We start from the raw sequence: 11,084 nt of genomic DNA on the forward strand, positions 1-11,084 counted from the left end.
TCATGTCGATCGAAGTCCGTAACGTCAGCAAGAATTTCAACGCTTTCAAGGCCCTCAACAGCATCAACCTGGACATCCAGAGTGGCGAGCTGGTGGCTTTGCTGGGTCCGTCCGGCTGTGGCAAAACCACGCTGCTGCGCATCATCGCGGGGCTGGAAACGCCGGATCAGGGCAGCATCGTGTTCCACGGCGAAGACGTCTCCGGTCACGATGTGCGTGATCGCAACGTCGGGTTCGTGTTCCAGCACTACGCGCTGTTCCGTCACATGACCGTGTTTGACAACGTTGCCTTTGGCCTGCGCATGAAGCCGAAAAACCAGCGCCCGAACGAAAGCCAGATCGCCGCCAAGGTTCATGAGCTGTTGAACATGGTGCAACTGGACTGGCTGTCGGATCGCTACCCTGAGCAATTGTCCGGTGGTCAGCGTCAGCGTATCGCCCTGGCGCGGGCATTGGCGGTCGAGCCAAAAGTGCTACTGCTGGACGAACCGTTCGGTGCTCTCGATGCCAAAGTGCGCAAGGAATTGCGCCGCTGGCTGGCGCGCCTGCACGAAGACATCAACCTGACATCGGTGTTCGTGACCCACGACCAGGAAGAGGCCATGGAAGTCGCCGACCGCATCGTGGTGATGAACAAGGGCGTGATCGAGCAGATCGGTTCACCGGGCGAGGTGTACGAGAACCCGGCGAGCGATTTCGTGTATCACTTCCTCGGCGACTCCAACCGTCTGCATCTGGGCGAAGACAATCATGTGCTGTTCCGTCCGCACGAAGTGTCGCTGTCGCGCCATGAAGTGGAAGGGCATCACGCAGCGGAAGTTCGCGACATTCGCCCATTGGGCGCGACGACGCGTGTGACGCTGAAAGTCGAAGGCCAGCCGGACCTGATCGAAGCGGAAGTGGTGAAGGATCACGACAGCCTGATCGGCCTGGCGCGCGGGGAGACGTTGTTCTTCAAGCCGAAGGTTTGGCAGAAGGTTGCCGACATTTAATCGGCGGTCCGCTCACTCGCGAAACCCTGTGGGAGCCAGCAAGCCGGCTCCCACCGGTGCTCATGCAGCAGCCTTCTTCAAATTCCGCTTGTGCGTCCGCCCCACTTTCCCCTCGATGCTGTTCTGCAATTTCTTGCGCATCCCCATCAGAAACGCCGCTTCGGCGGTGACGAACAGCGGGCCGATGATCAGGCCTGTGACGTCGTCGACGAACGCCGGTTTACGACCTTCGTAATAATGACCAACGAACTGGATCGCCCAGCCGATCACGAACAGCCCGACGCCCGAGCCTAGCCAGACCAGCGTGCTTTGCTGCGCGAGGTGCGCGCCGATCCACAGGAACAGCGTCAGTACGATGCCGAGGGCGATGCCCAACGGTTTGTCGAGGCGCAGGTAAAACAGCGTGGCCGCGACCGTCGCCAGCAAGGCGGGCGACAACCACAATTCGCCCAGCGCCCAACTGCTCCAGCCAGGCCGCGACAGCAGCACAGACACGGCAAGGACGATCAGCGGAACACCGACGAAATGGGTAGCAATGTTGCGGGTATCGCGGTGGTAAGCCGCGTACTGGCTGAGATGATCGATGAGGTTTTTCATTGTTATTCCTCCTGCGTGCGTTGATCATGCCGCTGCTTTTTGGGCCGGGGCCTGCCCGTTGGCTCAGCCTGCAATAAAACGCCTACGAGAAAAAGGAGATTCACGTGACGAATGGAACGCAATGGCGCTCATGGTTGGACAACGACCACTGGTTCAATGATTTGCCCGCTGCCTTGCAGGATAGCCTGCTGACCGGCATGCGGCAGCGGCGGGTCACCCCCGGCAAACTCATCCTCAAGCGCGGCGAGCCTGCGTGTGGGCTGTATGCGCTGCTTGCAGGCTCCGTCCGCTTCAACGACGTCAAACAGCAACGTCACTGGCTATCGCCCCAAACGGCATCCAAGCGGCCGTACTGGTTTGGTGAAATCTCCCTCTTTGATGAGCGGCCCCGCCTGCACGATGTCTACGCGGAAGACCAGGTCATCCTCCTGCACATGCCGCAGGCCCCTCTTGATCACATACTCGACCACAACCCTCGCTACTGGCGCTTGTTCCGGCAATTGCTGGGAAACAAGCTCGGCCTGGGCGTTCCTGCGCGGGATGAAATGACCCTGCTGCCCACCGACGAGCGCGTCGCGTTCCGGCTGCTCATGCTCAGCGAAGGCTACGGCGAACTTGACCGCTCCGTGCGCATCGTCTCCGTTCACGACATCCCCTCCAGCCGCTGCCTGGGCCTGACCCCGGACGTCATCGAGCGCGTGCTGACCGATTTCGCATCACGGGGAATCATCCGTCGGGATCATGATTTCATCAGCGTGCTGGATGCCGAAAAACTGCGCAGGGCAGCACGGCATCGGTTGACGCAGTTGCTCGCCTGAATTTTTCCCCAGATAAAAAATTCTGTAACAACCCGCCCGTATTCTTTCCCTATCCCCGGCGAGCTGGGGGCAGACAGCGTGATTATCAGGGCTACTCCTTAAGGCAGGGGGTGGCCCTCTTTTTTGGTCGCGTGATTGACTGTGTTTGCGGCATATGAAATTTGGGTATTAACAAATATCTTCTTATTCTTTTTCGAATATATGTCCCTTCCCTATACTCGCCGCCATGAACGCAAAAAGTGCAGGAGGCGAAGGCCGTGCATAACGAATCGATCCGTTACTTGATCGTGCCAGGCTGGCAAGGATCTGCCGAAGACCATTGGCAAACTCATTGGCAGAACAGCCTGCCCAACAGCGTGCGCGTGGAGCAGGCCGACTGGCTGAAACCTCGCCGCGAAGATTGGGTCGGTGAGTTGCAGCGAGCAATTGCCGTCGACAGTTCACCCGTGATTCTGATCGCCCACAGCCTTGGCTGTGTGACGGTGGCTCACTGGGCGCAACTGGCGCCATTGGAAACCTTGCGACAAGTGCGCGGCGCTTTGCTGGTGGCGCCTGCGGACGTCGAGCGACCGAACTGCCCGCCTGCGATTCGTAACTTTGCGCCTATCCCTGAGCACATGCTGCCGTTCCCGGCACAGGTGGTCAGTTCCGACAACGACTCCGCCGTCAGCGCCTTGCGTGCGATGGAAATGGCCCGCAACTGGGGTGCCGAGATCGGCATTCTGAGCGGCGCGGGTCATATCAACGTGAAATCCGGCCATCAACGCTGGGAACAGGGTTTCGCTTACCTGTATCGCCTGCAAGGCCGTATCGAACAACTCACACGACGCCGCGCATGAAGCCATGTTGCGTGGCGAGGATCGCGTTAGAACGCACGCTGATCACGACCTTTTTCGCCGCAGTGAACCGACGGGCGCTGCGGCCTTTTTTTTAACGCTCAGGCTTTGATGGCTTGGGCGGGAGCCTGCCATGAGCCCATCAGACGTACCTCAACAACCCCTCCTGACTTTTCCCGACGCTGAAAAAAGCCCCCTGAGCATCCGTGCCAAGGCGCTGGTGTTTTTCGACCCACGCTCTCGTCGCTTGCGTGAAGAAATGGAGCAGCTTGCCCCCGTGGATTTGCCGGTCTTGATCCGCGGCGAACCTGGCACCGGTAAAGAACTGTTGGCGCGGCATATCCACCGTGGCAGTGATCGTTCGGGGTTGTTCGTCTCGGTGAATTGCGGGGCGATCAGCCCGACCTACGCCGACGCCGAGCGTTTCGGCTACGCGGCCGGTGCGCACAGCGGGTCAGCGAGTAGCAGGGCGGGATGGTTCGGTTCGGCGACAGGCGGGACGCTGTACCTCGACGAGATCGCGGACCTGCCGTTACCGATTCAGATCAAATTGTTGTCGGCGCTGGAAAATCACGAAGTCACCCGGGTCGGCGCCTCGCAGCCGAGCCCTGTGGACGTACGTTTGGTGGCGGCGACGAGCATCGACCTGAAACTGGCCGTTGCCGCCGGGAAGTTTCACGAGCGGCTCTATAGCTACCTGAGCGAGGGGCGGTTGGACCTGCCATCCCTGCGTGAGCAGCCGGGCAACATTTTGCCGTTGGCCGAGTATTTTCTGGGGATCTATAGCCAGCGCCTCGACTTCGACATGCCCCTTATCAGCGACGCCGCGCAGAAAGTGCTGGAAGCGCACTACTGGCCGGGGAATACACGGGAGCTGGAGAACGTCATTCATTTTGCATTGCTGGTCAGCAGCGGGGCGGAGATTTTGCCGGAACATCTCAACCTTCCTTCCCGCTGACGGTTGAGCCGACCACCTGTGGGAGCAGCGCGACGGCCGCGAGAGCGCTGACGTAGAGCCATTTGGAGATCCTGAGAGATGGCCAAAAGCCTTATGAGAACCAAAAAGCATAACGATTCGCTTAAAAAGTATTGTCTCGGAATAAAAAATCTCGGTAATGTCCGCATCAGCCGCCACCCCATGGGGTCGTACCCGCGGCACTATCTCGACAGAGTTGCCCACAAGGCGACCGGATTTTAAGGACATCGCATGAAAAAGACGTTGTTGTTCACCGCACTGGCGGCTGCCCTCTCCTTTGGCGTCAACGCAGCCCAGGCTGCCGAGAAACTGGTCGTCGGCGCGACGGCCGTTCCCCACGCCGAGATCCTGAACCTGATCAAGCCTGAACTGGCCAAAGAAGGCGTGGACCTGGAGATCAAGGTGTTCACTGACTACGTGCAGCCAAACGTGCAGCTGAACGAAAAACGTCTGGACGCCAACTACTTCCAGACGAAGCCTTACCTGGATGGCTTCAACAAAGGTAAAGGCGCCACTCTGGTGACCGGCGTGGGCGTGCACGTTGAACCGTTCGGCGGCTACTCCAAGAAGTGGAAGTCCATCGACCAGCTGCCTGAAGGCGCCACCGTTGCCATTCCGAACGAAGGCAGCAACGCCGGTCGTGCGCTGCTCCTGCTGCAGAAGAACGGTCTGATCACCCTGAAGGACCCGACCAACGCGCTGGCGACCCCGAAAGACATCGCCACCAACCCGAAAAAACTGAAATTCCGCGAGCTGGAATCCGCTCTGCTGCCACGCGCTCTGGACCAGGTTGACCTGGACCTGATCAACACCAACTACGCGCTGGAAGCCAAACTGAATCCGAAGAAAGACGCGCTGATCATCGAAGGTGCCGATTCGCCTTACGTGAACTTCCTCGTCACCCGTACTGACAACGCCCACACCGACGCGATCAACAAGCTGTCGAAGGCGCTGACCAGCCAGGAAGTCAAAGACTTCATCAACAAGAAGTACGACGGTGCGGTATTGCCAGCGTTCTGATTGAAGTAAGTGCTGTCCGGGCTTAGCGGCGATGCATGATCTGTGGGAGTGAATTCATTCGCGAAAATTTGTCCGGTCGATACACATGTGTCGGCCGGACTGACCCTCGCGAATAAATTCGCTCCCACAGGTTAATGGCCTTGCCCATGGATCGCCCTGATCACTGCCCCACGTTTTTCACGCCGACGGCTCGTACATGCGTCGGCGTTTTTGCATCTGCGCTCAAGGCACGCCGTAAGGCAATGAGCAATTTCACGTTGTCGTCCAGCCCTTTGTCGGACGATTGATCGTTGAAGCCTGCGCGTTCCGGCATGATCGTTCCTCTTTTTCTTATCTCTGGAGAGCGCCTCGGGTCGCAGCGAGCAAGGCTGCGAGGCAGGAGATAGACACGCATTTTGCCTTTCGGGTTCGTGGCTAAAGATAAGAATTTGGTATCCGGACCGTTACCGATACTGGCATTGCGCCGTCGCTAGTTCTTTCAGCGCTATCCATATGCTCTAACGATATTTAAATTTCTCTTCTTATATCTATAAAGTCCCGACTTCTCAGTCACACCTATTCTGGAGTCGGAGTTCTCATGCCAGCAGCCTCCCAAGCTTCCACGTCCGCTCAAGCACCGAGTCAGCAGTTCGATGTGCGTCCATTCGCCGAAAAGGTGGGCGCAGAAATCGTCGGACTGGACCTGTCCCGCCCGCTGAATGACGCAGATTTCGCCCGCGTACACCGCGCGCACCTGGATCACCACGTTGTCGTGTTCCGCGATCAGCAGATCACGCCGCAGCAACAGATTGATTTCAGCCGCCGTTTCGGCGTGCTGCAGATTCACGTGCTCAAGCAGTTCCTGCTCGCCAACCACCCCGAAATCCTGATCGTCTCCAACATCGTTGAAAACGGTCAGCCGGTGGGTCTGGGCGATGCCGGTAAATACTGGCACTCGGACCTGTCCTACAAAGAGCTGCCGAGCCTCGGTTCGATGCTGTACGCCCAGGAGCTGCCGAGCGAAGGCGGCGACACGTTGTTCGCCGACATGCATCAGGCATGGGAAACTTTGCCTGAGCACCTGCGCAAAGCCGTTGAAGGCCGCAAAGCCGTTCACAGCTACACCTCGCGCTACAGCCACGGCAAAAACGCCGAGAACTGGCGCCCGACGCTGAGCGCCGAGCAATTGGCCCAGGTCGCAGTCGTCAGCCACCCGATCGTGCGCACGCACCCGGAAAACGGCCGCAAGGCACTGTTCGTCAGTGAGGGGTTCACCACGCACATCGTGGACATCCCGGAAGACGAAAGCCGCGCGATTCTCGAAGAGATCTACGCCCACAGCGTGCGTACGGAAAACGTCCTGCGCCACAAATGGCAGGAGAACGACATGGTGTTCTGGGACAACCGTTCCCTGATCCACCTGGCGGGCGGCACGCCTGACCATCTGCGTCGTCGTCTGCACCGCACCACCATTCAGGGCGATGCTCCGTTCTGATTCACACCGATTGAGGGAGCCCGCTCCATGAACGCTGTTCTGCAAAGCCACACGGCTAGCAATCGCTCGAACGCGCAAGAGGCCAATCAGCCTACCGCTGAAGCGCTATTGCAAGTCCAGGGCGTCAGCCTTGAATACCGCACGCCGGAGCGCGTTGTGCGGGCCACTCATCAAGTCAGTTTTGAAATCGATCCGGCTGACCGTTTCGTCCTCCTCGGCCCGTCGGGTTGCGGCAAATCGACGTTGCTCAAGGCCGTTGCCGGTTTCATCACGCCCAGCGAAGGGCAGATTCGTCTGGCCGGTCAGCAGGTCACAGAACCGGGGCCTGACCGAATCGTCGTGTTTCAGGAGTTCGATCAGCTTCCGCCCTGGAAGACCGTGATCGAGAACGTGATGTTTCCGCTGCTCGCCTCGCGCACTCTCAAGCGTCGCGAAGCGGAAGAGCGGGCGCGGCATTACCTGGAAAAGGTCGGCCTGAGCGCATTTGCCGACGCCTACCCGCACACCCTGTCGGGCGGCATGAAGGCGCGGGTGGCGATCGCCCGTGCGCTGGCAATGCAGCCGAAAATTCTGCTCATGGACGAGCCGTTCGCCGCGCTCGATGCCTTGACTCGTCGCAAGATGCAGGAAGAGCTGCTGGAGCTGTGGGAAGAGGTGCGCTTCACGCTGTTGTTCGTGACCCACTCCATTGAAGAAGCACTGGTCGTGGGTAACCGGATTTTGCTGCTGTCGCCGCATCCAGGCCGCGTGCGTGCCGAGATCAACAGCCATCAGTACGACCTGAAAAGCCTGGGTGGCGTGGATTTCCAGGCTTCGGCGCAGCGCATTCACCGGCTGCTGTTCGACGAAGGCGAAGCGCCTGCGGTCGAGCAGGATTTGCGGTTTCAGGATATTCGGATCGCTTACTGATCGCGCACTGATGCATGACTTGAACATCACCGAACGCCCGGATTGAACGCGCCTTGTAGGAGCCGGCTTGCTGGCGAAGGCGCCGTATCTGACGCCGCAGTGGTGAATGACCCACCGCTTTCGCCAGCAAGCCGGCTCCTACAGGGGGCCTGCGCTGGCCCAAATGAGACACCACCATGAGCCTTTCCCCCCCCATTCGCGAGGAATACGAAGTCGCACTGGAGCCTTTCACTCAGGAAGACCTGGCCCGCGACATTCCTCTCGTGCAGCGCATCTGGCAGCAAAGCTGGGTGCGCAAGACCGTGATCCTGATCGCCCTGGCGGCGATCTGGGAAATCGCCGCGCGCATTCAGGGCAATGACCTGTTGCTGCCGAGTTTCATCGACACCGCCAAGGCCTTCATCGACGGCATCGTCACTGGCGAGCTGCTGGCGAAGGTGTGGATTTCCCTGACCGTGCTGGTCAAGGGCTACCTGATCGGCATCGTGCTGGCGTTCTTCATGACCACACTGGCGGTGTCCACGCAATTGGGCCGCGACCTGCTCGGGACGCTGACCTCGATGCTCAACCCACTGCCCGCCATCGCGCTGCTGCCGCTGTCGCTGCTCTGGTTTGGGTTGGGCGAAAACAGCCTGATCTTCGTGCTGGTTCACTCGGTGCTGTGGGCCTTGGCGCTGAATACGTACGCGGGCTTTCTTGGCGTGTCCGAAACTCAGCGCATGGCCGGTCGCAATTACGGCCTGAAGGGTATTCGCTTCGTCTGGCACATCCTGATTCCTGCGGCGCTGCCGTCGATTCTGGCGGGCCTGAAAATCGGCTGGGCGTTCGCCTGGCGCACCCTTATCGCCGCCGAGCTGGTGTTCGGCGCGTCTTCGGGGAAAGGCGGTCTGGGTTGGTACATCTTCCAGAACCGCAACGAGCTGTACACCGACAAGGTGTTTGCGGGCCTCGCGGCCGTGATCATCATCGGGCTGCTGGTGGAAAACCTGCTGTTCAGCAATGTGGAGCGCCTGACCGTCAAGCGATGGGGCATGCAGCGCTGAGGCCGGGACATAAGACTCATCCAACACTTTTCGCTTCTTTTGTGAGGAATTTATGGGGACTTCTTTCAAACGCCCGACGCTGACCGCGCTGGCCGTCACACTCGGTCTGACCGGCGCATTGCTGAGCAGCGGCGCACACGCCGAAGGCAAGATCAGCATCGCCCAGCAGTTCGGCATCGGTTACCTGATTCTCGACGTCGTGCAGCAGCAGAAGCTGATCGAGAAGCACGGCAAGGAAGAGGGCATTGACATCAAGGTCGACTGGAACAGCATTTCCGGCGCCACCGCGATGAACGAAGCGCTGCTGGCGGGTGCGCTGGACGTGGTGTCGGCAGGCGTACCGCCGATGTTGACCATCTGGGACCGCACCAAGGGCAAGCAGAACGTCAAGGCCATCGCCTCGCTGGGTTCGATGCCGAACTACCTGCTGAGCAACAAGCCGGACGTGAAGACCGTGAAGGATTTCACCGACAAAGACCGCATTGCCGTCCCGGCAGCGGGCGTGGGCTTCCAGTCGCGCACCTTGCAGATCGAGACCGCCAAGCTGTTCGGTAACGCCAACTACAAGAAATTCGACGACATCTCCGTCAGCCTGCCGCACCCGGACGCCACCTCGGCGCTGATCGCAGGCGGCTCGGAAATCAGTGCGCACTTCTCCAGCCCGCCGTTCCAGTATCAGGAGTTGGAAAACCCGAACGTGCATAAAGTGCTGAGTTCGTACGATGTGCTGGGCGGTCAGGCCACGTTCAACGTGCTCTACACCACCCAGAAATTCCACGACGAAAACCCGAAGACCTACAAGGCCTTCTACGACGCGCTGGCGGAAGCCGAGAAGATCATCAAGGCCGACAAGAACGCCGCAGCGAAGACCTACATCGAGGTCGAGAAGTCCAAGCTGCCGTTGCCGTTGGTAGAGAAGATCGTCAACGACCCGGAAATCGACTTCACCATCGTGCCGCAACGCACTTATATCTATGCCGAGAAACTGAATGAGATCGGCGTGCTGAAGAACAAGGCCGACAGCTGGAAGGATTTCTTCTTTGAAGAAGCCCATGGTGGGGCGGGTAGCTAGCGCGTAATACCTGTAGGAGTGAGCTTGCTCGCGATTGCGTCGTGTCAGACGTTATCAATGGTTCTGATACTCCGCCATCGCGAGCAAGCTCACTCCTACAAAACGGTGATCGTCTCCACCCCGCGTGGGATTGATCAAACGTTCTTCAATCCGGCCAATGCCACGCCGGTTGATCCAGCATCCCCTGACCGACAATCCCGGTCTGTCCCAATTCTTTCTCCAGCACGATGCTGTTGCATTCCGGGTCCTGCTCCAGCGCGGCGATCAGACGGCTGGCGTGTGAGACAACCCACACCTGACAACGCTGTGACGCGCGGATGATCAACCTTGCCAAGGCAGGCAGCAGGTCAGGATGAAGGCTGGTTTCCGGCTCGTTGAGTACCATCATCGTCGGCGGGCGCGGTGTCAGCAGGGCCGCGATCAGCAGCAGATACCGCAAGGTGCCGTCCGACAGTTCGGACGCGGACAGCGGCCTCAATAACCCCTCTTGATAAAACTCCAATGAGAACAGCCCGCCGCCCTGCGCATCGATGGCGACACGCGCGCCCGGAAAGGCATCGCTGATCGCGGCGTCCAGCGCCTCCGGTTCGCCAATCTCCCGAATGGTCTGCAAGGCCGCCGCCAGGTCCCGTCCATCGTGATGCAACACCGGCGTGCGCGTGCCCAGTTGCGGTTTGCGCGCAGGCGCGTCGGAATCGCTGCGGAAGTGATCATAAAATCGCCAACCGCGAATGCTCTCCCGCAGTTGCAGCACTTCCGGCGAGGAGCGCAAGTTGCCCACCTGATCGAACAGGCTGTCGAAGGCCGGTGTGTGTTGCGCGAGAACCTCCCAACTGCGGCCTTCGCGGGTCCGAACCATCGGCCCGGCGCGGTCCACCAGCAGACTGGCAGGGCGATACAGCGGCCCGGCCCAGATGCATTCGCGCTTGATCTCCGGGTCCAGGGCGAATGCCGTGGGCGCGTTCGACGGCGGAGGCAGCCCCAGTGAAATCGCGTAGCTGAAATCCTCGGCCGCAAACCCCAGGCGCAATCGAACGACCTCTTTGCGCGGCCCGCCCTGCACTTCGACTTCGCCGTTGCGCATGCGTCGGCTGATGCTCTCCGGTCCCGCCCAGAACGTGGACTTCAACCCGCCCTCACGGGCCAGCGCATTGATCACCCCGCCTTGGGCCGTTTCGGCCAGCAAACGCAGGGCGCGGTAGAGGTTGGACTTGCCGCTGCCGTTGGGTCCGGTGATCAGGTTCAGGCGTGCCAGCGGCATCACCAGCGTGTTGATCGAGCGGTAATTGGCGACGGCGAGGGTGGTCAGCATCGGGCCTTCCTTGCGATGAGCATGTGCGACCGACG

At 59.8% G+C, this 11,084-nt stretch carries 11 protein-coding genes and 1 pseudogene; 9 read left to right on the forward strand and 3 right to left on the reverse strand.

The features are described from left to right. The first annotated feature begins 2 nt into the window (after positions 1 to 2). A complete protein-coding gene (locus ACIQAL_RS29395) occupies positions 3 to 992 on the forward strand; it encodes a sulfate ABC transporter ATP-binding protein (RefSeq protein WP_341961284.1) in 990 nt (329 codons plus the stop codon). Positions 993 to 1,052: 60 nt separating this feature from the next. Here the strand turns inward: ACIQAL_RS29395 and ACIQAL_RS29400 are convergent, their stop codons facing one another. Then, the gene (locus ACIQAL_RS29400) at positions 1,053 to 1,589 is read right to left on the reverse strand and encodes a DUF962 domain-containing protein (RefSeq protein ID WP_166595833.1); all 537 of its coding nucleotides are present in this window, start codon (positions 1,587 to 1,589) and stop codon (positions 1,053 to 1,055) included. 104 nt (positions 1,590 to 1,693) lie between these two features. Between ACIQAL_RS29400 and ACIQAL_RS29405 the strand changes: the two genes are divergently transcribed. The 4 genes and pseudogenes from ACIQAL_RS29405 to ACIQAL_RS29420 all read left to right on the forward strand — a co-directional run bounded on the left by ACIQAL_RS29405 (position 1,694) and on the right by ACIQAL_RS29420 (position 5,239). Next, positions 1,694 to 2,407: a Crp/Fnr family transcriptional regulator gene (locus ACIQAL_RS29405; RefSeq protein WP_401151751.1), complete on the forward strand. Its 714-nt coding sequence runs from the start codon at positions 1,694 to 1,696 to the stop codon at positions 2,405 to 2,407. A 257-nt stretch (positions 2,408 to 2,664) separates the two neighbouring features. Next, complete coding sequence (locus ACIQAL_RS29410) at positions 2,665 to 3,246, forward strand: alpha/beta hydrolase (protein WP_341961287.1); 582 nt, start codon at positions 2,665 to 2,667, stop codon at positions 3,244 to 3,246. 130 nt (positions 3,247 to 3,376) lie between these two features. Continuing rightward, positions 3,377 to 4,192 (forward strand): annotated as a pseudogene (locus ACIQAL_RS29415) (sigma 54-interacting transcriptional regulator); the annotation flags it as partial. A 258-nt stretch (positions 4,193 to 4,450) separates the two neighbouring features. Next, positions 4,451 to 5,239, forward strand: coding sequence for a MetQ/NlpA family ABC transporter substrate-binding protein (locus tag ACIQAL_RS29420; RefSeq protein WP_166595830.1), 789 nt, complete (start codon positions 4,451 to 4,453; stop codon positions 5,237 to 5,239). A 160-nt stretch (positions 5,240 to 5,399) separates the two neighbouring features. Here the strand turns inward: ACIQAL_RS29420 and ACIQAL_RS29425 are convergent, their stop codons facing one another. Beyond that, a complete protein-coding gene (locus tag ACIQAL_RS29425) occupies positions 5,400 to 5,552 on the reverse strand; it encodes a hypothetical protein (RefSeq protein WP_401151754.1) in 153 nt (50 codons plus the stop codon). A gap of 264 nt (positions 5,553 to 5,816) precedes the next feature. Here ACIQAL_RS29425 and ACIQAL_RS29430 point away from each other — a divergent pair, with 264 nt between their 5' ends. From ACIQAL_RS29430 to ACIQAL_RS29445, 4 genes are all read left to right on the forward strand, one after another. Continuing rightward, the gene (locus tag ACIQAL_RS29430) at positions 5,817 to 6,713 is read left to right on the forward strand and encodes a TauD/TfdA dioxygenase family protein (protein WP_401151757.1); all 897 of its coding nucleotides are present in this window, start codon (positions 5,817 to 5,819) and stop codon (positions 6,711 to 6,713) included. Between the two features lie 27 nt (positions 6,714 to 6,740). After that, positions 6,741 to 7,622 (forward strand): ABC transporter ATP-binding protein, encoded by an 882-nt coding sequence (locus ACIQAL_RS29435; protein ID WP_166595827.1) that lies wholly within the window; start codon positions 6,741 to 6,743, stop codon positions 7,620 to 7,622. Between the two features lie 176 nt (positions 7,623 to 7,798). Further along, positions 7,799 to 8,665 (forward strand): ABC transporter permease, encoded by an 867-nt coding sequence (locus tag ACIQAL_RS29440; RefSeq protein WP_401151760.1) that lies wholly within the window; start codon positions 7,799 to 7,801, stop codon positions 8,663 to 8,665. A 52-nt stretch (positions 8,666 to 8,717) separates the two neighbouring features. Continuing rightward, the gene (locus ACIQAL_RS29445) at positions 8,718 to 9,737 is read left to right on the forward strand and encodes an ABC transporter substrate-binding protein (protein WP_341961293.1); all 1,020 of its coding nucleotides are present in this window, start codon (positions 8,718 to 8,720) and stop codon (positions 9,735 to 9,737) included. A 145-nt stretch (positions 9,738 to 9,882) separates the two neighbouring features. On the opposite strand, the gene ACIQAL_RS29450 is transcribed toward ACIQAL_RS29445, so the two are convergent. Further along, positions 9,883 to 11,049, reverse strand: a complete 1,167-nt coding sequence (locus ACIQAL_RS29450; RefSeq protein WP_401151764.1) for an AAA family ATPase — start codon at positions 11,047 to 11,049, stop codon at positions 9,883 to 9,885. Between the last annotated feature and the right edge of the window lie 35 nt (positions 11,050 to 11,084).

Source organism: Pseudomonas sp. NPDC088368 (genome assembly GCF_044753445.1).
GTDB lineage: Bacteria > Pseudomonadota > Gammaproteobacteria > Pseudomonadales > Pseudomonadaceae > Aquipseudomonas > Aquipseudomonas bambusae.

What these genes read in the sequence shown, in the direction of transcription:
- ACIQAL_RS29430 (WP_401151757.1), top strand. Translation starts at nt 5,817, where the DNA reads ATGCCAGCAGCCTCCCAAGCTTCCACGTCCGCTCAAGCACCGAGTCAG.
- ACIQAL_RS29445 (WP_341961293.1), top strand. Translation starts at nt 8,718, where the DNA reads ATGGGGACTTCTTTCAAACGCCCGACGCTGACCGCGCTGGCCGTCACA.
- ACIQAL_RS29400 (WP_166595833.1), bottom strand. Translation starts at nt 1,589, where the DNA reads ATGAAAAACCTCATCGATCATCTCAGCCAGTACGCGGCTTACCACCGC.
- ACIQAL_RS29450 (WP_401151764.1), bottom strand. Translation starts at nt 11,049, where the DNA reads ATGCTGACCACCCTCGCCGTCGCCAATTACCGCTCGATCAACACGCTG.
- ACIQAL_RS29395 (WP_341961284.1), top strand. Translation starts at nt 3, where the DNA reads ATGTCGATCGAAGTCCGTAACGTCAGCAAGAATTTCAACGCTTTCAAG.
- ACIQAL_RS29440 (WP_401151760.1), top strand. Translation starts at nt 7,799, where the DNA reads ATGAGCCTTTCCCCCCCCATTCGCGAGGAATACGAAGTCGCACTGGAG.
- ACIQAL_RS29420 (WP_166595830.1), top strand. Translation starts at nt 4,451, where the DNA reads ATGAAAAAGACGTTGTTGTTCACCGCACTGGCGGCTGCCCTCTCCTTT.
- ACIQAL_RS29435 (WP_166595827.1), top strand. Translation starts at nt 6,741, where the DNA reads ATGAACGCTGTTCTGCAAAGCCACACGGCTAGCAATCGCTCGAACGCG.
- ACIQAL_RS29425 (WP_401151754.1), bottom strand. Translation starts at nt 5,552, where the DNA reads ATGCCGGAACGCGCAGGCTTCAACGATCAATCGTCCGACAAAGGGCTG.